This is a genomic window from Tenacibaculum sp. 190524A05c, from assembly GCF_964036595.1.
GTDB classification, from domain to species: Bacteria; Bacteroidota; Bacteroidia; order Flavobacteriales; family Flavobacteriaceae; genus Polaribacter; species Polaribacter platacis.
This window is the reverse complement of the sequence record NZ_OZ038523.1, coordinates 400,642-423,477: the sequence shown is the minus strand read 5'-3', so window position 1 is coordinate 423,477 and position 22,836 is coordinate 400,642. Positions and strand designations below refer to the sequence as shown.

20 protein-coding genes are annotated in these 22,836 nt (G+C 29.4%); 16 read left to right on the top strand and 4 right to left on the bottom strand.

The window, feature by feature from the left end:
- Positions 1–26: 26 nt before the first annotated feature.
- Positions 27–1,193, bottom strand: coding sequence for a THUMP domain-containing class I SAM-dependent RNA methyltransferase (locus tag ABNT61_RS01860; RefSeq protein ID WP_348725698.1), 1,167 nt, complete (start codon positions 1,191–1,193; stop codon positions 27–29).
- A gap of 73 nt (positions 1,194–1,266) precedes the next feature.
- Here ABNT61_RS01860 and ABNT61_RS01855 point away from each other — a divergent pair, with 73 nt between their 5' ends.
- The 10 genes from ABNT61_RS01855 to ABNT61_RS01810 all read left to right on the top strand — a co-directional run bounded on the left by ABNT61_RS01855 (position 1,267) and on the right by ABNT61_RS01810 (position 11,006).
- Positions 1,267–1,992, top strand: a complete 726-nt coding sequence (locus ABNT61_RS01855) for a class I SAM-dependent methyltransferase (protein WP_348744619.1) — start codon at positions 1,267–1,269, stop codon at positions 1,990–1,992.
- Positions 1,989–2,678, top strand: coding sequence for a ZIP family metal transporter (locus ABNT61_RS01850; protein ID WP_348711676.1), 690 nt, complete (start codon positions 1,989–1,991; stop codon positions 2,676–2,678). The genes ABNT61_RS01855 and ABNT61_RS01850 overlap by 4 nt, the downstream gene beginning before the upstream one ends.
- Before the next feature lie 99 nt (positions 2,679–2,777).
- A complete protein-coding gene (locus ABNT61_RS01845) occupies positions 2,778–3,377 on the top strand; it encodes a hypothetical protein (protein ID WP_348744618.1) in 600 nt (199 codons plus the stop codon).
- Complete coding sequence (locus ABNT61_RS01840; RefSeq protein WP_348744617.1) at positions 3,367–5,295, top strand: sensor histidine kinase; 1,929 nt, start codon at positions 3,367–3,369, stop codon at positions 5,293–5,295. The genes ABNT61_RS01845 and ABNT61_RS01840 overlap by 11 nt, the downstream gene beginning before the upstream one ends.
- Before the next feature lie 65 nt (positions 5,296–5,360).
- Entirely contained in the window at positions 5,361–6,002 is a 642-nt protein-coding gene (locus ABNT61_RS01835; protein ID WP_348744616.1) for a response regulator transcription factor, read from the top strand.
- Positions 6,003–6,094: 92 nt separating this feature from the next.
- Positions 6,095–7,942, top strand: a complete 1,848-nt coding sequence (locus ABNT61_RS01830; protein WP_348744615.1) for a histidine kinase — start codon at positions 6,095–6,097, stop codon at positions 7,940–7,942.
- Positions 7,935–8,669, top strand: coding sequence for a LytTR family DNA-binding domain-containing protein (locus ABNT61_RS01825; protein ID WP_348725711.1), 735 nt, complete (start codon positions 7,935–7,937; stop codon positions 8,667–8,669). The genes ABNT61_RS01830 and ABNT61_RS01825 overlap by 8 nt, the downstream gene beginning before the upstream one ends.
- A 118-nt stretch (positions 8,670–8,787) precedes the next feature.
- A complete protein-coding gene (locus ABNT61_RS01820) occupies positions 8,788–9,582 on the top strand; it encodes a hypothetical protein (protein WP_348744614.1) in 795 nt (264 codons plus the stop codon).
- A gap of 203 nt (positions 9,583–9,785) precedes the next feature.
- On the top strand, positions 9,786–9,986 hold the full coding sequence (locus tag ABNT61_RS01815; RefSeq protein WP_348711665.1) for a hypothetical protein: 201 nt from the start codon (positions 9,786–9,788) through the stop codon (positions 9,984–9,986).
- Between the two features lie 144 nt (positions 9,987–10,130).
- Positions 10,131–11,006 carry a hypothetical protein gene (locus ABNT61_RS01810; protein ID WP_348744613.1) on the top strand — a complete coding sequence of 292 codons (876 nt, stop codon included), beginning with the start codon at positions 10,131–10,133 and terminating at the stop codon, positions 11,004–11,006.
- 1 nt (position 11,007) lies between these two features.
- On the opposite strand, the gene ABNT61_RS01805 is transcribed toward ABNT61_RS01810, so the two are convergent.
- The gene (locus tag ABNT61_RS01805) at positions 11,008–11,373 is read right to left on the bottom strand and encodes a cupin domain-containing protein (RefSeq protein WP_348744612.1); all 366 of its coding nucleotides are present in this window, start codon (positions 11,371–11,373) and stop codon (positions 11,008–11,010) included.
- Positions 11,374–11,548: 175 nt separating this feature from the next.
- Between ABNT61_RS01805 and yidC the strand changes: the two genes are divergently transcribed.
- The gene (gene yidC, locus ABNT61_RS01800; RefSeq protein ID WP_348744611.1) at positions 11,549–13,432 is read left to right on the top strand and encodes a membrane protein insertase YidC; all 1,884 of its coding nucleotides are present in this window, start codon (positions 11,549–11,551) and stop codon (positions 13,430–13,432) included.
- 143 nt (positions 13,433–13,575) lie between these two features.
- Complete coding sequence (locus ABNT61_RS01795) at positions 13,576–16,029, top strand: outer membrane beta-barrel family protein (protein ID WP_348744610.1); 2,454 nt, start codon at positions 13,576–13,578, stop codon at positions 16,027–16,029.
- 50 nt (positions 16,030–16,079) lie between these two features.
- Here the strand turns inward: ABNT61_RS01795 and ABNT61_RS01790 are convergent, their stop codons facing one another.
- Both ABNT61_RS01790 and ABNT61_RS01785 read right to left on the bottom strand, forming a co-directional pair.
- Positions 16,080–17,570, bottom strand: coding sequence for a serine hydrolase (locus tag ABNT61_RS01790; RefSeq protein WP_348744609.1), 1,491 nt, complete (start codon positions 17,568–17,570; stop codon positions 16,080–16,082).
- Between the two features lie 79 nt (positions 17,571–17,649).
- On the bottom strand, positions 17,650–17,823 hold the full coding sequence (locus ABNT61_RS01785; protein WP_165872123.1) for a hypothetical protein: 174 nt from the start codon (positions 17,821–17,823) through the stop codon (positions 17,650–17,652).
- Between the two features lie 152 nt (positions 17,824–17,975).
- Between ABNT61_RS01785 and fumC the strand changes: the two genes are divergently transcribed.
- From fumC to ABNT61_RS01765, 4 genes are all read left to right on the top strand, one after another.
- Entirely contained in the window at positions 17,976–19,373 is a 1,398-nt protein-coding gene (gene fumC / locus ABNT61_RS01780) for a class II fumarate hydratase (RefSeq protein ID WP_348711655.1), read from the top strand.
- Positions 19,374–19,554: 181 nt separating this feature from the next.
- A complete protein-coding gene (locus tag ABNT61_RS01775) occupies positions 19,555–20,571 on the top strand; it encodes a DUF4476 domain-containing protein (protein ID WP_348744608.1) in 1,017 nt (338 codons plus the stop codon).
- A gap of 306 nt (positions 20,572–20,877) precedes the next feature.
- Positions 20,878–22,017, top strand: a complete 1,140-nt coding sequence (locus tag ABNT61_RS01770; protein WP_348744607.1) for a cytochrome-c peroxidase — start codon at positions 20,878–20,880, stop codon at positions 22,015–22,017.
- Between the two features lie 252 nt (positions 22,018–22,269).
- On the top strand, positions 22,270–22,791 hold the full coding sequence (locus ABNT61_RS01765; RefSeq protein ID WP_348725724.1) for an RNA polymerase sigma factor: 522 nt from the start codon (positions 22,270–22,272) through the stop codon (positions 22,789–22,791).
- Positions 22,792–22,836 lie beyond the last annotated feature (45 nt).

Below are 22,836 nucleotides of genomic sequence, written 5' to 3'. Positions count from 1 at the left end.
GTTTGAATTAGAAAAAAAAGAAGTGCTTAATTAGGCACTTCTTTTTTTTGTTTTTTACTTCCTTCGTATAATTCGTATTTAACGAAACGACAATCTAAATCTGCGTTTTTGATTGGTATTCTTTTGGAAGTTCTTAATCCAACATGTTTTAACGCTGAAATATCAGATGTAATTAACCATGCTGTAGAATTTGGATATCCATGTTTCAATGTATCACCAATACTTCTGTAAAAATCTTCAACATTAATATTTAAACGCTCTCCATAAGGTGGATTAAACAATATTGTTGTTTTTCCAAATACTTCTTTTTTCGAATTAAAGAAATTTACGTGGTGCACACCTATAAACTCTTCTAAGTTGGCATTAATAATATTCTGTCTAGCCTTTTTAACTGCAGAAGGAGCTTTATCAAATCCCATTATTTTGAAATGAGAATTTCTAATTTTCTTAAGCAACGAATCCTGGATTACGAAATACAGATCTTCATCATAATCTTTCCAGTTTTCAAAAGCAAAATGCTTTCTATTAATATTTGCCGGAATATTATTGGCGATCATTGCTGCTTCTATCAATAAAGTTCCAGAACCACACATTGGGTCTATAAAGTTCTCCTCTCCTCTATATCCAGATAATAAAACTAAACCAGCAGCTAAAACTTCATTTATCGGTGCTATATTGGTTGCACTTCTATATCCTCTTTTATGTAAAGAATTTCCTGAACTATCTAATGAAATAGTAAGCCATTCTTTATGGATATGAATATGAATTTTAATATCAGGATCCTTTAAATCTACATTCGGACGCTTCTTATACTTAAACATAAAGTAATCCGCAATTGCATCTTTTGACTTTAAAGAGATATAATGTGAATTCGATGTAAAGTTTCTAGAATAAACTACAGCATCAACTGCAAAAGTTCCTTCAACATCTAAAATTCTGTCCCATTTTACGCGTTGAATTGCTTCATATAAATCCTCTTCATCAAAAACTTTACTTCTTTTAATAGGTTTTAAAATTCGAATAGCAGTTCTTAAAGCAATATTTGCTTTATACATAAAACCTTTATCTCCTCTAAAATATACACTTCGGATTGCTTCATTAACATCTCTTGCTCCTAATTTTTTAAGCTCTTCAGCTAAAACTCCTTCTAATCCGGAAATGGTAGTAGCTACCATTTTAAAATCTTTATCCATCTAGACTATTTAAGGCTACAAAAATACATTTAAAACTGTAAGTTTTCATTACTTTTGCGTCCAACTTATCCTTATGAAGACAAAAGATTGGTTTACTTCCTGGTTTGACACACCATACTATCATATACTTTACAAGCACAGAGATGATAATGATGCACAATTATTTATGCAAAATATCACAAATTATTTAGAACTTCCTAAAGACTCTCATATAGCTGATTTACCATGTGGTAAAGGAAGACATTCTATTTATTTAAATTCTTTAGGTTACAAAGTTACAGGTGGTGATTTAAGTAAAAACAGTATTGATTACGCTAAACAATTTGAAAATGAGAACTTACATTTTGAGGTTTGGGATATGCGTAAATCTTTAGAAAATAAGTATGATGCTGTTTTTAACTTATTTACAAGCTTTGGTTATTTTGATGATGATATAGAAGATTTAAAAGTTTTAGAAGGGATGAAAGCTGGACTTAAGAGTTCAGGAGTTTTAGTCCTAGACTTTTTAAATGTTCAGAAAATTAAAAATAACCTAGTTACTAGTGAAGTAAAGGAAATTGACGGTATAACCTTTACTATTAAGAGAGAAATTAAAGACGGATTCATTTTAAAGCATATTTCTTTTTTTGCTGATGAAAAGCAACATTCATACACAGAAAAAGTTAAATTTTTAGATTTAGACAAAATGAAATCCTATTTTCATAATGCAGGTTTAACAATTATAAATACTTTTGGAGATTATAATTTAAATGAATTTGACGAGGAAAATTCAAGTCGATTAATATTAATTGCTAAATGAGTTACTTACTCTTAATTGGAGCTGTTTTATTAGGTGGAGCATTTGTATTATACAAGAAACCTAATAAACTTTACACTAGGCTACTATTAGCCTTTAGTGGTGCATATTTATTATCTGTTACGGTTTTACATTTATTACCTGAAGTTTATGGCCATAGTCATGACGAACATGATTTACACACTTTAGGTATATTAATATTAGTAGGAATTTTATTTCAATCCATTTTAGAATCATTTTCTAAAGGTGCTGAACATGGTCATGTTCATTTGCATTCCAACTCAAATACATTTCCTTGGCTATTATTTACAAGTTTATCCTTACATGCTTTTTCTGAAGGGTTACCTATTCATAACGCTAATGATAATTTATTATGGGCAATTGTTGTACATAAAATACCAATTGCCATTATTTTAACCACATTCTTTCTACATTCAGGAATCTCTAAAATAAGGACCTTCTCTTTTCTTTTCTTATTTAGTTTAATGAGTCCTGCAGGGTACTTTTTAGGTGAAAATTTAGATTGGTTACAACATTATCATCAAGAAATTACAGCATTAATTATTGGAGTATTTCTACATATCTCCACTATTATACTTTTTGAAAGTTCCGAAAACCATAAATTCAATTTTCAAAAGTTTACGGCTATCCTTTTAGGTATACTTCTTACCATTTTTACTTTACATTAAATTTATCTCCCTATATTTAAGGAGATTAAATTACCTATTTATAGGTAGACATATTGGATAATTCAAGATATACCTTTAACCAAATTTAAAATTTATATTATGTCAAATTTAACTACTAGTATTAATTTAAAGGATAGCAGTAGGCATCAATTCTTAATTGCCAGTCAAAATTACGGTACTTTTTACTGTGTTTATGGAAAATTTCATTTGAAAGAAAACAGCAGTATATTGAGTTATGTTGAACTTGAATTACTTAACTATAAAGGGACTTGTAATTTAGGCTTTGTAAATCATAACAATCATAATCAGATTCGTGTTTCAACTACTACTGATAATTTGGGAAATAACATTTTATTTATTGAAATACCTCTGATTGGATTCGAAAAGAACACCAAAACTAATATTACCACAACAAACATAATTGAAAATGAAGAGATAAACGTTGACAACATTCATGGTGTAAGAGTATTTAGAGGTTTAGTTAAAAATCAAAATAAAATGGATAATATTTTTGATGAGGAATTTTCTTACAGAGATGGTAAGACGGAAGATGATAGATACAACGACGATAATCATATTCCTCCAATTGGTTTATACCTTTCAATGGACCACTGGATAAATGACCAAGTTGACTTTTCAAACAAAGCAACTGGAGATCATTGCTTTACCTCTAATTTAAGAGTTACTCGTGAAATATAGAATTTTACTGTTAATAATATTTATTCTTCAGAGTTTGCCGGTTAAAGCAAACTCTGAAGATTTTAGTTTATTCGATTCTTTTTTCAGAAATATTAACACCTTAAATTTTGAAAATAATCCCTCGAATAAAGGTTTATTGGAAGAATCAACATCTAGAATAAAGAATTTACTACTTTTAAATTATTTGGTATCTAATAATGGAGAAATAATAGTTACACGCCCTGAATTAGAACTAACAAGAAATAACTTTGACAATTCCATTATTAATTTAATTTTCGGATACCACGACTTGTTATATAATAGTGAACGTACTAACAGCTATCAGTATTTTCTTACCGCTTATACCGAAGCAAGAAAAACTGATTATCAGCTCTTGATTAATTTTTGTTTAAAATCTTTACTTACTTTTTATTCTCGTTCTTCACTACAAAACGATAATGATTATCTCGAATATTTAAATTTATATAAAAGTTATTGTAGAAATGTAAATGATTGGTTACACTATTATTCCTTCTCATTTAATTTATTGGGTCAAACAACATTATATAATGAGAAAAAAACAAAATTAAAATCAAAATATGATGTGATTTTTAAATCCTATGATTCCATATTTCAAAATGAACCAAGTTATAAGTTAAAGTCAATATATTTTATGGATAAGGGAAATTATTTCATAAGAGACAATCCTAATTATGCCAAGAAATTCTATAAGAATAGCTTAAAATATATTGACAACTCAAATTACTTCCTCGTGACCAAGTTTAAAGCTCTACTTAATTTAGCTAGAGTTGCATCTTTAAATGGAAATTATCAAAAAGGAGTTAATTATCTTCATCAATCTTCAAAATATATTAACATTAATGATTCGCTGAGATATTTATATAATCAGAAAGCATTTTTAGCTGATTTGCACGCTAAACTGAAACAATACGATTCTGCATATTATTACGCTAGAAAAGTTCGTTTTTTGGGTTATCAATATAAATTTCTTCAACATAACACAATAATATCCAAAACAAAAGTTCAAATAAAAACTTTAGAAAAAGAAAAAGAAAACCTTGAATTAAAACAACAAAATTTAGTAAGTGAACAAGAAAGAAAGGAAACCGAATTAGAAAAAAAACAAACTCAAAACTTTCTATACATTACACTGGTATTTCTTTTATTAGGTACTTTAATTGCTTATCTAAACATTAAAAACTCAAGAAAAAAACAACTGTTAGCCGAAAAACAAAAGGAATTAGAAAAGCAAAAGAATTTAACGCTTTTAAAGGAACAAGAAATAACCACGATTAATGCCATGGTTGAAGGTCAGGAAAAAGAACGAATTCGAATTGCAGAAGATTTACATGATAATATTGGTAGCGTTTTAGCTACCTTAAAGCTACATTTTGAAAACTTAAAACTGAATAGAGAAAAAAAACATTTTAATCAAGAAGATTTATATAATAAAACCGAAAAGTTAATTGATGAAACCTATTTAAAAGTTAGAAACATTGCTCATGCTAAAAATGCAGGAGTTATAGCTAATGAAGGATTATTAGTCGCGGTAAAACACATGACGGAAAAAGTATCTTCAGCAAACAAACTAAAGATTGAAATTGTAGATTTTGGTTTGGAAAAAAAACTAGATACTAATACTGAAATAATGGTTTTTAGAATAATTCAAGAATTGATAACTAATGTTATAAAACACGCAGAAGCATCTGAAGCAACTATCAATTTGTCTCTTTTTGATGAAAATTTAAATATTATTATAGAAGATAATGGTAAAGGGTTTAAAGAAAGTGAAATTGACTTTAAAAACGGAATGGGATTAGGTTCTATTAAAAAAAGAATAGAACATTGTAATGGTACATTTCAAATTGATTCTGCTCTGAATCGAGGCACTTCTATTATTCTGAACATTCCGATATAATACCTATCAATAAGTAGAAAACGTGAGCTGCAATTTTCTATTTTTGATAAAAAGACTACATAATTATGATAACAATAGCTATGGCTGAAGATCATCAAATGCTTATTGATGGTGTAAAATCTTTCTTCGAATATGATGAGAATGTAAATATTATTGGAACAGTTAATAATGGAGAGGATCTTGTAAAACTCGTATTACTAAAACAACCCAAATTGGTTATTACAGACATCCGCATGCCAAAAATGGATGGAATTGAAGCAACTAAACTTATCAAAACTAAACTTCCACACATTAGAGTATTAGCTTTAACTATGTTTGATCAACCTGATGCAATTAAACAAATGTTAGATGCAGGTGCATCGGGTTATTTATTAAAGAACTCTGGAATAAAAATGCTATCAAAAGCAATTGTTACAGTTGCAGAAGGAGACACTTTCTTCGATCCTAATGTTGCTTTCAATTTTATGAATGATTATATCGACAAAAAAGTCACCATCGGGAAATCTGATAAGGTTGTGTTATCTAACAGAGAAAAGGAAATATTAAGTTTAATCGCTAATGGAAAAACTTCAAAAGAGATAGCTGAAACTTTATTTATTGCCAAAACCACTGTAGATACTCATCGCAAAAACATGATTCGCAAATTGAATTTAAAAAATGGTAATGAGTTGGTTAAATATGCAATTGACATGAAATATCAATTCTAAAATATCTTCTTCTTCTCTACTCTATTTGTCTCCAATAAGAATTAAATCATCAATTATTAATTTTATACATTAGTACATTATTATTTTTATTGATGTCGAAAAGATTTTTCTTCGTAGTTTTTATTCTTCTTTGTTTAGCTTGTAATGATCAAGTAAAAGATAGTAGTCAAGCTAAATCTAATTTAATAGAACTCCAACAAAAATCAACTAAAAATCAAGACTCTACCTATTACTTTTTAAAGAAAGGAATTGAACTCATCAAGCTTTTCCCTGAATTGTCCGACTCTTTAAAAGCAGAAAATAATTATGCCTTAGGATCTTACTTTTATGCTAAAGGTGTTATGGATAGTGCCGCTCATTATTCTCATAAAGCTACTGATTTTAGTGCTGATTCTTTACAATACGATCGTGAGATAGATTATTTCTACCAAAGTTGGTATGTATATTATTCTCAAGGAAAATATGGCGACTGCATTTCCATAGTCGACAAATTAGAGAGCTTATTGGATGATAAAGATTATAATAATCAAGTGTTTGTTAACTATCTATATGAAAACACATATAAAGCCAATGAAGACTTCAAACAGGCTATTTTATACAATAAAAAACAAATAAACGCATATAGTAATATTCCTAATACAGTTCCTTCTATTAGAGAAGCTGTCATATTTCAATCAGAATATGAATATCAATTAAAAAATAAAAAGAGGGCTTACAAATTACTAGATAGTTTACTAAATATTGAGAGTCGTTTAAATGAAACTACGAAGTATAATTTGTACAACAGATATGGTATTCAAACTTTCGATGAAAAAAAATTCAAGAGTTCATTAGACTTCTTCATTAGAAGTTTATCTCATCTTAAAAAAGTTCCTAAAAATAGAACTTCAGCAGATCAAAAAGCTCGATTATACTATAATATATCTGAGGCTTACTTTGCTTTAAAAAAATATAATAAAGCCTACACGTATTTAGATTCTGCCTTTTATCTAAATTCTAAAAACGGTAATGAAACTGTATTAAGGAGCATCTTACAAAAACAATTAGAATTGGCAGTTGTAACAGATAAAGACCCAACAAAACTAAGTAATAGTCTGGATAGTATCTTTAATTACCAAAAAGATCAATACACAAAAAAATATAAAGAAGATTTAGTTGCTTTAGAGAAAGCTCTAAAAAAGGAAAATGAAATTTTAGCCGAAAAAAAAGATATTGAAATTAAAAGTATTACACGATTATTCACCTTAATTATAATTGTTTCAATTCTCATTATTTTAAGCATATTCTTTTACAGACAACGAATGTATAAAGTCAAAAAACAAAGTTTGCAAATGCAACAACGTTTGTTACGATCTCAAATGAATCCGCATTTTACATTTAACACGTTGTACACCATTCAAAATTTAATTAAAGACACTCCTTTAAAGGCTAAAAATTACCTGATTAAGTTTTCTAGATTATTGCGCTTAATTTTGGAGAATTCAACTCAAAACTATGTGTTATTTAAAGATGAATTGAAAGCTTTAAAAGAATATTATGCATTACAACAAGTACGTTTTCCTGATAAATTCGAATTTTATATTCAACTGAATAATTTAGAAGAAGATAGTTTTATTTTTATTCCTCCAATGCTAATTCAACCTATGATAGAAAACAGCATAGAACATGGTTTTAATGGCATTAATTATAAAGGGAAACTTGTATTAACTCTTACACAAAAGAAAAGTTTTCTTGAATGTAAAATTGAAGATAATGGTCGTGGTTTACAATCCGAAAGTTCAGATATTAAAAAATCGACTTCGTTGGAATTAATACATGATTATTTAAAAAAATCAACAGGAAAAGGAATACAAATTACAGATAAAGATTCGCTAGACATTAATGAAACAGGTGTAATAGTATCTTTTAAAATCCCATTTAAATTGACTAAGAATGATTAACGTTATTGTTATTGATGATGAAAAACTTGTAAGATCAGATGTAATTGATCGGTTAACCTCAAACTTTCCTCAGGAAATTAAAATCGTTTCTGAAGCCTCTAGTGTTGCGGAAGCTAAAGTTGAAATAGAAAAACATAATCCCGATTTATTATTATTAGACGTTGATTTAGGAGATGGAACAGGTTTCGATGTTTTGAAGCAAATTAGTAACAAAAATATTCAAGTAATTTTTATTACGGGATTTGATACTCATGCCATAAAAGCTATAAAAGTTGGGGCTTTAGATTATATTCTAAAACCTGTAGACGATGAAGAATTCAATACAGCAGTTCAAAAAGCTATTGACAATACGAGTTCTGACAATAACATCGAACAACTTATAAAAGTATCAAACGACTATTACAACGGCATCAACAAACGTATAATTCTTAGAACTTCAAATGCTGTATTCGCAATTAATGAAGATGATATTCTTTATTGTAAATCTGATGGAAACTACACCACTTTTTATACCAATGTATCTGAAAAGGTTGTGGTTTCAAAATCTATGATGAAAACAGAAGAATTACTATCAGAAAACACATTTGTGCGCTGTCACCAATCTTATATAGTGAATAAGAACAAAGTTGTTAAGTATCAAAAACAAGGGTTTTTAATACTAAAAACAGGAGAAAAAATTCCAGTAGCAGCAAGGAGAAAAGAATATACGCTTCAAAAAATTTTTTAAATTCATTTACAGAAATGAAAATTTCAATTACGAATATGAAATTTTAGGTTACACTAGCATTTTTCACTTCTGTTCTACGTTTATTTTCGTTCTACCAAATAGATAAAATGTCGTACAAATGAATCTTAAAAAACCTTTATTAATCCTCCTATTTATTGCCTTAAGTTGTAATAATGAAACCGAATTAATTGAACCTGAAAACAGCTTCAACTCCAAACAAGAATCAGTTACTCGTGGTTTAGTGCAACCTACATCACAAGTACATGATAATTTTGAAAAAACGCTTCAATGGGTTTCTTTTATTAGTACTCGAGTGATAATGAATAATCCAATGATGCGAATGGAAATGTATTCAATTCTTCAAGGAAGGAATGCTGTCTCTATACAAGAGTTATTAGGACCTGATGTTAGTTCTAACTTTAAAACAAAATTTATTCAAGAATTAGAAAACTATTCAGGATCTAGCAGTTCGAATCAAGCTGTAAACAATACTCTTCCTGGAATTCAAACTCCTCCTCGACCGATAAAAACTTGTGAAGACAATTCTCAAATTTGTTCTTCTCCATATCCAGGAGATCAAATTTTCAATACTTTCTGGAATGAAATATTGGTTGATCATTGTATAGAATTGTATTTCCCAAAAGGATTTAGTCCTTTAATTTCAACTGTTGATAATAATTCTATTACATCAACTGCCCATCCACTAAATACAAATAACTTTAATAATGGATTTAAACACAATACAATTATTACAGATGATACTGATATTGATGGTGTAACTGCAATTAGTACTATAAATGCATCGTATCTAAATACTCCGAGAGATTTTGTTATCGTTGCAAGACCATTACGTACTGGTAGTAATTGTACATATGCTGAATATAACGTGAATTTCTTGAGTTTTTTACCCTAAACTTAATCCAGAAAAACAATATTAAAAAGCTACCATTGGTAGCTTTTTTTGATGCTATCAGTTCATAAATGATGTCATAATAATTACCCTAAAAAATAACTCCAACGAATTTGAAAAAAAGAGATACGCTTTTACAATCACTATTGTAACTGGCTTTAATCTTCACAATCTTTACCGTAATTAACAAAATAAATTATTCTAAAATGAAAAAAAACATTTTAAACTTAGGAAAGACATTAAGTAAAGTTGCTCAACAAGAAATCGGCGGAGGAAGATTAACTCTAGTAGATCCAAGACAAGCTTGTATTAACTTTTGTAAAACAGCAATGAACGGAGAAACTTGTCAATACGATCACTGTGGAATTTTAGTTTGTGATGGTAGAGGAGGATATAACGAAGCTTAATATCTAAGTTCAAAAAAATCAACCAAATAATTAAAGGATTGTAAGAATTTCTTCTTGCAATCCTTTTTTATTTACCCATTATTAGGTACACTTTGTACTGAAAAATATTTTATTTTTAAGCATTACTAACTAATCTAATTTTCTATGAATTCAAGTAAACTTTTACTTTCATTTCTAATCTTTTTCTCAATAAGTACATTTAGTCAAACTTCAACAGATACTAGAAAAAAGAAACCAAAAAAAACAACAACTTATTATTATAAAGATTCTAATGGTATAGGCGAAATAGGTCGAATAAAACCAAAATCAACTTTAGTACTAGGATCTAAAATAAAATTAAAGGAGATAGATAGTGTTGGTATTGAAAGCATAGGAACTCAAGCAGCTATTATTATTATAAAGCAAGTAATTAATCATATTGGTTCTGTCATATATAAGCCTGAAAAATTTGCTAAAGAAAATAGTGCAGAACAAAAATTTATTTCTTTAAAAACAACTACTGACTTTAAAAAGTTGCATAATGAAAAACTCTACTATTTCAATTATAGCGAAAAACCAGATAGTAAGAAGGTAGTTATTGACTCTATGAATCAAACCTTTGAGTTTTCAATTTATAAGAACCCTATTAATGATAAATTCAAAATTTTAAAATTTGATGGTTATTTATATAAATACACTGGTGTTAAATTAAAAAAGAAACACCATAAAGTAAATTTACTTCTAAATTTTAAAGTTAACTATTTTGACGAAGATGGATTTCTACAAAGCATGGATTTAAAAACAATCGAATTAAATAAAATAACACCTGAAGGACCAAAAGCTAAATTTACTCCTACAAAAGATGATATTTACAGATTTATTCCAACAAAATATCAAATTGAATCAATACAATTAACCGTGAACGAAGTAAATGCTCGAAAGAAAACATGGGATAAGTGGTTAAAATTATATAATGACAATAAAGATAAAATCAAAGATGCCATTGTAGATAAAATACAAGGTGATGATGAAGAGGAATAAATTATTCCTCTTCTCTATGTACCAAATCTATAGAAAATGCGGGTAAGCAAATAGCTATATACTCGCATTCTTTTTTAAAAGGGTTGGAATATTGCACTCTTACATTTTTCTCAATCTTGATTGATTGTCCTGCTTCCAGAACAATGGTATCACCATCCACAATAAATTGCTTTTTACCTTTAATAATATAAGTATACTCTTCAAATTCTGGAGTTTGAAAAGGTTCACTCCATCCTGGGGGAGCAACCATATGTGCAATACTTATTTTAGGTTCTTTCGTAGTAGCATTTCCAAAATGCTCTTCTATTAATTTCCCATCTGTTGTTGGAACTACAAATGGTGACTTTTGAATAGTATATTTTTTCATAAATAAAGAAAATAGATGTAACAAAAATAGAAAATGGAACACCAATTGAGCTATATAGGTGAAATAAATTAATTCTAACGAAACAACTAAAAAACGGTGTAGTTTTGCTACATTTGTCGCGTTTTTCTCAGGCAATTATTTTGAGGAATGACAAGTTGACATTTAAAATTTATCAATGGAAGAAAAAAAATTTGACTTCAACTCTTTTATAGGAATGTTATTATTAGGTGGAATCCTACTTTGGTGGATGAACTCTAATAAGCCTGAGATTGAAGAAAATCAATCTAACACAACCAAAACTGAGCAAACAACTCAAAAAGAAAACACAACTCCAGCCCTTACTGATAATACTATCGTAAACGATTCGCTAAAGCAAATTGCTTTACAAAATCAATTAGGTGCTTTCGCTTATGGTGCTACTGCATCAAAAGAAGGTGATACTGTTATAGAAAATGAATTAGTAAAATTAACTGTTAGTAATAAAGGTGGACAAATTAAAGAAGCTTTAATTAAGAATTATAAGACTTATGATTCTCTACCATTACATATTGTAAAAGATCAAAACGCATCTTTTAATATTAATTTCGGAACTACAGACAATAGAATTTTAAATACTAAAGAATTACTATTTAATCCTGAATTATCTAAAAATGGAGAAAACACAGTACTTTCTATGAAACTGAAAGTATCTGAAACTCAATTTTTAGAATATCGTTATGAAATTAAACCTGACGATTACAGAGTTGGATTCGCTGTTCGATCACAAGGATTAAGCAATGTTATTAATAGCGCACAACAAATCAATTTAACTTGGGATTTAAAAGCCTTACGTAAAGAAAAAAGTATGCGTACAGAAAACATGTACTCATACTACTACTATAAAGAAGATGGAGATGTAGAGTATTTACAAATGAAGGATGATGAAGTTGCAAATGATGTAGATTGGGTTGCTTATAAACAACACTTTTTCTCTGCTGTTTTATCTACAGATACACCTTTTAATGATGCTAAATTAAAATCAGTTGATTATTTAGGAGCAGATAAAGATTCTGTATTCACTAAAACGTATAGTTTAAATACTCCTTTAGCATTACAAAATGGAGAACTTAATTATAACATGGAGTGGTTCTACGGACCAACTGAGTATAATTTACTAAAAACTTACGAAGGAACTGACTTAAAAGAAATTTCAGATTTAGGTTGGGGAATTTTCGGGTTCTTAAACAGAACTGTTTTTTATCCAGTATTTAATTTATTAAAAGGTTTCATTGGAAATTATGGTTTAATCATAATTTTAATGACGATTGTTACCCGAATTATCTTATCTCCAGTGCTATATAAGTCTTACTTATCAAGTGCTAAAATGAAGGTAATTCGTCCAGAAATGGAGGAAATCAACAAGAAATATCCAGGAAATGAAAATGCAATGAAACGCCAACAAGAAATTATGGCGGTTCAACGAAAAGCTGGAGTAAGTATGATGTCTGGTTGTATACCAGCATTATTACAAATGCCAGTATTCTTTGCATTATTCAAGTTTTTCCCAACAAATATTGATTTCAGACAAAAAGCATTTTTATGGGCTGATGATTTATCTTCTTATGATATCGTAGCGAAGTTACCATTTGAGATTCCTTTCTATGGAGATCACATAAGTTTATTCCCAATTTTAGCTTCTGTTGCTATTTTCTTCTACATGAAGATGAACCAAAGTCAACAATCAGCTATGCAGGCTCCACCTCAAGAAGGTATGCCAGATATGAGCAAAATGATGAAGTATATGATTTACTTCTCTCCTATCATGATGTTATTCTTCTTTAACAACTATGCAAGTGGATTAAGTTTATACTATTTCATTTCGAATTTACTTACAATTACAATTATGTTCGTAATTAAGAACTACGTAATTGATGAGGCTAAGATTCATGCTCAAATTGAAGAGAACAAAAAGAAGCCTGTTAAGAAAAGTAAGTTTAGAGAGCGTTTAGATGCTGCAATGAAACAAGCTCAAGAACAACAAGAAGCTCAAAAGAGAGCTGCACAGAAAAAAAAGAAGTAAAAAGTTAATATTTACAACTAAAAAGCTGCATCTGTTATGTTTAACGATGCAGCTTTTTTGTTTAACAGTCTTTTAACATTATGTGATTAAACCATTATAGAACTTCGCTGTCTAAATGTAGTTAATCAATTATCATTACCAAAATGAAAAAAATCACTACCCTATTCTTACTGTTAACTTGCGCCTTATACGCCCAAAAAGGACCTAAAGTAAGTGTTAGCGGAAAAATCATTGAAGCTTCTTCAAAACAACCTTTAGAATACGCCACATTAATTCTAACCAATGTAAAAACGAAAAAAGTTACTGGTGGAGTAACTGATTTACAAGGTAATTTTCTTGTTACTATCCCTAAAGGACTTTACGATATGAAAGTTGAGTTCATTGGGTTTAAAACCAAACAACTTGCTCAAAAACAAGTATCAGAAAATATTAATTTAGGAACTATAACACTTTCTGAGGATGCCGAAGCTCTGGATGAAGTTGAAATTATAGCTGAAAAATCTACAGTTGAAATACGTTTAGATAAAAAGATTTACAATGTTGGTAAAGACATGACACTTAAAGGAGGTAATGCTTCAGATGTGTTGGATAATGTACCATCTGTAAATGTTGATGCAGAAGGAGCTGTAAGTCTGCGAGGAAATGAAAACGTCAGAATTTTAATTGATGGTAAACCTTCTGCTTTAGTTGGTTTAAATGGAACAGACGCTTTGAGAAATTTACCTGCCGATGCCATTGAAAAAGTAGAAGTAATCACTTCTCCATCTGCTAGATATGATGCTGAAGGAACAGCTGGTATTTTGAATATTATTCTACGAAAAGGAAAAGTTACTGGTTTTAACGGATCTGTAAACACAACTATTGGAAACCCTGATTTATTTCAATTAGGCGGAAATGTAAACTATAGAACAAAGAAGTTCAATATATTTTCAAATTTAGGATACAGACATCGAAGAGGCCCAGGAAACTCTTTCACAAAGTTTTCTTACATCAATGATACTACACGTGAAATTGACAGTACTCAAATTGAAGATCGAACTTTTGATAGAAAAAGTAATAATTTTAATTCATCTGTTGGTTTAGAGTATTATTTAAGTAAAAATAGCTCTATTACAGGTACTTTCTTTTACAGAAAATCATTAGGTGATGATATTGCTACCAATGATACAGATCGTTTTTTAAATACAGATCCAACTCAAATTTTACTTCAAGAAGATCGTGTTGAAAATGAGGAAGAAGATGGAACAGACAAACAGTACGCGATAAACTACACGAATAACTTTGATGGTAATGGTCAAAAATTAAATATTGATTTACAATATAGCGAGAACAATGAAGTTGAAGACTCTCCAATTACTGTGAATGGAGCTTTATCTGAACAAAACTCTCAAATCACTAGTTCAGTGGATAAATTAATTCAAATAGATTACGTTCTACCAATTGGAGAAAATAGTCAATTTGAAGCTGGACACAAATCTACATTTCAAGATTTAGACTCAGACTTTAGAGTACAAATTCTAGATCCTAACAACACTTTTGATCCGTCGAATGCTATCAACTTTAAGCAGAATATTTATGCGTTTTACGCTCAATTTGGAAGTAAAATAGATAAGTTCTCATACTTACTTGGTCTGCGTTCTGAAAGTACTGATATTGATTTAACTGTATTTACTACTGATCAATTTTCAGACATCAACTTTACAGAGTTATTTCCAACAATTAATTTAGGATATGAGTTAAACGACAACGATAATTTGACTTTAGGGTATAGCAGACGTTTACAAAGACCTCGTTTTTGGTTTTTAAATCCATTTGAAACGCGTAGTTCTGCCACGAATATATTCAGAGGAAATCCTGCCTTAACACCGACATTTACTAGTTCATTTGATTTAGGATACAACACAAAAATCAGAAAATTTACATTAGGAGCTTCATTATATTATCAAATTTCTACTGATATCATTCGACCTGTTGCAATCAATGAAATTAGAGGGACTACAAACGTTTTTGTTAGGCAACCTGTAAATCAAAATGATGAAAAACGTTATGGTTTTGAGTTTACTAGTAATTACAATGTTTCCAAAAAAATAAAACTTTCTGGATCTTTTAATATTTTTAAATTTCAAACTGATCCATTTGAATTTACTTACACGTATTTAGATGAAAATTCAAACTTACAATCAAGAACGGAAAAATTGGATGAGGTAAATGAAAGTACTTGGTTTGCAAGATTAAATGCTAGAATCACATTACCAGCTAATATTCAGTGGCAAACAAGATTAAGATATCGTGGACCACAATCAAATGCTCAAAGTGATAGAGAAGGAATTTTCGTAGCAAACTTAGCTTTTAGTAAAGATCTATTTAATGATAAAGCTACTTTAGTTTTTAACGTAAGTGACTTATTCAACTCTAGAAGAAGAGAAAATACTACTTTCTTTGGAGGAAGAGAAAATCCTTCTACAATTTCAGAAGGAGATTTCCAATGGAGAGAACGTCAAATATCGTTAAATTTTACATATAGATTTAATCAAAAGAAAAAAAGAGAACGTCCACAAAGAGAATACGATGGCGGTGGTGAAGGATTTGGTGGATAATATATAGATTTTTAAAAATAAAAAGGCTCACAAATTGTGAGCCTTTTTATTTATTCTAATATTTTTCTTATCCTTGAAATATACTCTTTAGCATTTGTATTGGTAGAATCTAAAGCAAAAGATTTTTCATAATTTTCTAATGCTTTTTTATAGTTTTCATTCTTAAAATACCCTTCGCCTAGACTATCATATACATAAGGATTATCAGAAAATTCAGATGTCATTAACTCAAATACTTTAATAGCATCTTCTACTCTATTTTCGCGTATTAATTGATAACCGATAACATTCAAATCTCTTGCTTTCGCATAATACGTTGAACTATTCATAATTTCACTTTTATAGGTCGCTATTGCTTTATCAGTTTTTTCAATAAAATCATTTTTCAAAGTAGAAACTAAATTCATTCTAGGGAATTTTATCAAATCGGACTCTATTCTGTCATATAAAGTTGCCCAATCATAAAAAGCTTTTTCCGAAGTATTATTAACGATTAAAATCAATCCGTAATTTGCATCAGGACAAATAAGTATAACACTTTGAACTCCATCTGAAGTTCCAGTTTTCTTATAATAAAAGCCTTCCTCTTCTGCTGAATCAACATCCCATAAATAACCTGTTTTATCTCCTTCTCTATCTAAATACAACTCTTTTGTTGATTCTTTGATTAATGGATCTTCACTTTCTAATTGAAATTTCATAAACTTAACTAAGTCAGGTAATGTCGAAATCATTGCCCCTCCTGCACCTAAAAGTATGTTTCTAGTTTTTGGAGCTTGTATTCCTTTTTCATTATAACCTGTTATTAAAAACTTGCTTTCTTCTCGGCAACCTTCTAAATATGTATCATTCATATCTAAACTTTTCAAAAAAGATTCCAATATGTTCTCAAAAGAATCATTATAAACCTGTTCTAAAATGTATGCTAATAACTCAGAACCTACAGAATTATAGGTATAAAACGTTCCTGGCTTCTTGTCAAGTTCTACTGTTTTTAATTCTTCAAGAAATTCATCTACAGAATACTCAATTGAATTATTTTCGTATTTACCTTCAGATATATCCTTCCAAATCTTATCTAGTTTTGGAGGTCTCCTTTCCTTAAAGCCGAGAGTATGAGTTAATAAGTTTTTTATCGTAATTGGTGTTCCTTCAAATTCTAGATTCGGATAATCTCCTTTTAAAAAGTTTCTAATATCATCATCTAATTGAATCTTCCTCTCAATAACCGCTTTTGCAACAAGAGATCCTGCAAATACTTTTGAAATTGAAGCTATTTCAAAATGGGTATTATCGTTAGGTTTTCCTAGATTTTCTTTGATCTTACCATAATAGTTATGATAAGTTTCTCCATTCTTATACACTGCGAGAGAAATGGAATTTACATTTCCTTTCTTCAGCGTTTCATTTGCATAATTATCAATAAATCGTTCTTGCTTAGTGAAATCGGATTGACTGTTTATATTTTCTTTCTTTTCTGACTTTGGAGTTTGGCAACTTATAATTATGAAACTAATTAAGCATAGCAATATATTTTTCATAGTAAAATCTTGATTTTAATTTCTTAAAAATAAAAAAAGCCCGCAAAATTGCGGGCTTTTGAAAAATATATCTTTAAAACTACTTTCCTTCAGCAGCTTTTTTAGCTTCTCTCTTTAATTTTAAGTTTTCCCAAATAGTTCCACCAATCCAGTAAGGAACCACAAAAGTTAATAAAAAAATTAACAACCAAAAACCAGTTGTAAATATGAACATAAATAATACTAATCCTGAAAACTCTGAAAAATTTAACATCTTATTCTTTGATAAATAATTACTGATTGCAAAAATAGGATATATTTTCTTTATTTTCTATCATTTCATAAAATATTTCAACAATTATTTAAAGTAACAATTCTAGTAGTTTTCTTAACTTTGGGAACTCTTTTAAAATTAATAATATAATAATGGAATATAGAATTGAAAAAGACACAATGGGTGAGGTAAAAGTACCTGCCGATAAATATTGGGGAGCACAAACTGAGCGCTCTAGAAACAACTTTAAAATTGGTCCTGCTGGAACAATGCCTTTAGAAGTTGTTTACGGATTTGCTTACTTGAAAAAAGCTGCTGCTTATACCAATTGTGAATTAGGTGTTTTAGCTCAAGAAAAACGTGATTTAATTGCACAAGTATGTGATGAGATTTTAGCTGGTAAACACGATGATCAATTCCCATTAGTTATTTGGCAAACGGGTTCTGGTACTCAAAGTAACATGAATGTAAACGAAGTTGTTGCAAACAGAGCTCATGAAATTGCTGGAAAGAAAATTGGTGAAGGTGAAAAAACGATTCAACCAAACGATGATGTAAACAAATCACAATCATCTAACGATACTTTCCCAACTGGAATGCACATTGCTGCTTACAAGAAAATAGTTGAAGTTACTATTCCTGGTGTAGAGCAATTAAGAGATACTTTACAAAAGAAATCTGAAGATTTTGCTAATGTTGTAAAAATAGGACGTACGCACTTAATGGATGCTACTCCACTTACTTTGGGTCAAGAATTTTCTGGATATGTAGCTCAATTAAACTTTGGTTTAAAAGCATTAAAAAATTCATTAGCGCATTTAAGTCAATTAGCATTAGGAGGAACTGCAGTAGGAACTGGATTAAATACTCCTGCTGGATATGATGTTTTAGTTGCGAAATATATTGCTGACTTTACTGGTTTACCATTTATTACTGCTGAAAATAAATTTGAAGCTTTAGCTGCTCACGATGCTTTAGTTGAAACTCATGCTGCATTAAAACAATTAGCTGTTTCTTTAAATAAAATCGCAAACGACATTCGTTTAATGGCTTCTGGACCACGTTCAGGAATTGGAGAATTAATTATTCCTGCAAATGAGCCAGGATCTTCTATTATGCCTGGAAAAGTAAACCCAACTCAAGCAGAAGCAATGACAATGGTTTGTGCACAAGTAATGGGTAATGATGTAGCAGTAACTGTTGGAGGAACTCAAGGTCACTACGAATTAAACGTATTTAAACCTATGATGGCTGCTAATGTTTTACAGTCTGCGCAATTAATTGGAGATGCTTGTGTTTCTTTCGATGTAAATTGTGCTGCTGGAATTGAGCCTAACCACGGAAGAATTACAGAATTGGTAAACAATTCATTAATGTTAGTTACAGCTTTAAATACTAAAATTGGATATTATAAAGCTGCAGAAATTGCAAATACGGCTCATGCAAACGGAACTACATTAAAAGAAGAGGCGATTAATTTAGGTTACGTTACTGCCGAAGAATATGACGAATGGGTAAAACCAGAAGACATGACAGGAAGTTTAAAATAAAAACATCCTTAAAAGTTAAATATATTGATAAAGCCACAACATTTTGTTGTGGTTTTTTTTACCTTATAAAAACAACTGATTATAAAACACTTACACTAAGAAAAGATCTTTCGATTTTATGATTTTAAATTATTGGCATGCTGTTTGAAAATAGTATAACCATAACTTAAAAATAAAACTTATGAAACTAAGAATACTATTATTATCGGCTTTATGCCTCGTTGTTTCTTCTTTCGGACAAAAGAAGACGAAGTACGAATCTTTTAAAAATGAGCTTTCACAAAAGAAATATTCATCAGAAGTAGTCTTAGATAAAGCTTTAAATTATTCTTCTCATAACGATATTTACGTTTCAGAACTTATTGATGCTTGTCGTTTTTTCTCTAGTGATAGAAGAAAATATAGAATTTGCGTAAATGCGTATCCTAGAGTAATTGATAAAAGAAACTTCTTTCAAGTTTATGATCTATTCAATAGTTTTTCTTTTGCCATGAAGTTATATCATAATACACAGGCAAATCAAAGTGCTATTTCTCAAATAAATTATCCTAATGCGGATTATTATCACGGATTAACAACAAATGCTTGTAATAGACCAATGGCTAATTTTCAGTTTAGAAACATGTATAATGAGGTGCATAATAGAAGAAATTATAGCATCCGTTCAATAAAGCAATTTATCTCAAATAACTGTTTAAGTACAAGGCAAATTATGAAGTTAACGGAAACATTACAATCTGATAGAGATAGATTTGAATTATTACAATTTGCTTTTCCTTATTCATATGATTTAGAGAACTTTTACTATACTGAACAATTAATAAATGATAACTTTTTAAAGCAAAGATTAATTAGATTTATAGATCGTGAAATCGCTCAAATGAATAATAATTCTGGATTTAACGATTGTAGACCATTATCTCAAAGTGAATACGACTATGTATTAAAATCTATTCAAGATGAGAGATTTTCTAAAGAAAGATTAAAATTAGCTAAACAACACATTGAACGTAATTGTTTTTCAGTTAAAAGAATTAGAGCAATTGTGAAAGAATTTAGCTTTGATAAGGATAAATTAGAACTTTTAAAGTTGAGTTATCAAAACTGTCCAAATAAGGAACAATTTTATAAACTAAAAGAAACACTAAGTTTCTCAAGACATAAAAGAGAATTTGATCAATTTTTATTGAATCGCTAATATTCCAAAGTTTTACTTTTTAAATAAAGAAACCACAGCAAAATGCTGTGGTTTTCTTTTTATGTAAATAATATATCTATCAAAGCAATATTATTTTTTCGAACCAAATGTAGTTTCATTTCAGGAACCCCTACCCTATGTAAACCAATGATTTAAAAGAATCAAAATTAATATCAAACTTTAAACTTCTTCATAGAAATTTAAAAATATGAGATAAAATCAATTCTAAAGGTTGGGTAATTCTATAGTCTATACGTAATACAAGAAATTACAGATAAAAACTAACAGATTAATTTACCTAAGTACATGAAAAAATTTCTTATCCCTCTTTTAATTTATTCGGTTGCATTTGCATCTTGCTCGAACGATGACGAGAATGACTATATTGATATTACTACTGATAATCCAACAGAGGATATCATTATTGATACTAATCTTTTAAACCTACCTGCAACACCTTTCAACTATGCAAATATTGAATTACCAAATTCTTTTCTAGATAATGATGTAGAAAATGAAGATAATACACCTAATAACAATCCTATTACAGATCATGGTGCCACTTTAGGTAGAGTTTTATTTTATGACACGAATCTCTCTAAAAATAATACGATTTCTTGTGCCTCATGTCATATACAGTCAAACGGATTCTCAGATCCAAACCAATTTAGTACTGGATTTGAAGGTGGCCTAACTGCTAGAAATTCAATGGGATTAGCAAATGCTCGATTTTATGATAATGGTCGTTTTTTCTGGGATGAAAGAGCTGAAAGTTTAGAAGACCAAACCTTAATGCCTGTACAAGATTTAGTAGAAATGGGTTTAACACTTACAGAACTTGAAGATAAAATATCACAAGAAGATCATTATACATCACTATTCATCAATGCTTTTGGTGATGCGACAATATCTAGTGAAAGGGTTGCTTTAGCATTATCTCAATTTATACGTTCAATGGTTTCTTATGAATCTAAATTTGATGAAGGTTTAGCGCAGGTAAATAATATCGAAAACAATTTTCCAAATTTTACGGAATCAGAAAATAGAGGAAAAGCACTTTTTATAAGCAACCGAACACGTTGTTTTGAATGTCATAACACTAATGTATTTGTTGGAGATGCTCCAAGAAACATTGGTCTGGATGCAACCATTACAGATGAAGGTGCTGGTGGAGGAAGATTTAAAGTTCCTTCGCTTAGAAATATTGAATTAACGGCACCATATATGCATGATGGTCGATTCGCCAACTTAGGACAAGTAATTGAACATTATAACAGTGGTGTGCAAAATAGTCCTAACCTAGATAATAGATTAAGACAAGGAAACAACGTTCGTCGTTTAAACTTGACGGAGGCAGAAAAACAATCTCTAGTAGATTTTCTATTAACACTTACGGATAACAATTTTATTACCGACGAGAAATATGGCGATCCTTTTAATCAATAAAATTATACGATTTCTATCTAGAAGGATTATTACTTCCAGTAGAATCAAAAGATATTCTAAAAATTAATTGTCCTTAATTTGAAATCCATAGATTACTTCACTTTATCAATAATTAAAAGAATAAAGTGGAGTTTTCTTGTTTTAAGCCTAAGTATAGTTTTTAAAGACTGAATATTTCCTTATGAATTTGTCTGATTCAAAAACAGCAATCTTTAAAATTATTCTATATTTACTTTAATTAATTAGGACACAATGGAAGGCAATTTCTCTGTTTGCGAGGAACATGTTTATGATCAGTTATATAATACTCATGCTGAAAGTTTGAGAAACCATTTATATTTTAAGTTTGGAGATTTAAATCAAGCTGAAGATATTGTACAAGAAGCTTTTATTAAACTTTGGCAAAAATGTAGCAGTATTATTTATGAAAAAGCAGCAGCTTTTTTATATACCGTTTCTAAAAACTTATTTATTGATGTGATACGATCTAAAAAAGTAGCCTTAAAATTCGAAAAGAATAGCATGCCTTCACATGATATTGAAGATCCTTATTTTCATTTAAGAACTAAAGAATTTCAGCAAAAATTAGAAACTGTAATTTCTGAATTACCTGAAAAACAAAGAGAAGCATTTTTATTAAATAGAATTGAAAAACTGACTTATAAAGAAATAGCTGAACGACTTGAAATTAGTCAAACTGCTGTTGAAAAACGTATTTCCAAAGCATTAATTAAACTTAAAGAAATAACTGAATTACAAAAACGTTCCATATAAGGTTGGGTAATACAACTAGTAAAACGTTAAGTAACTGAATAGTAA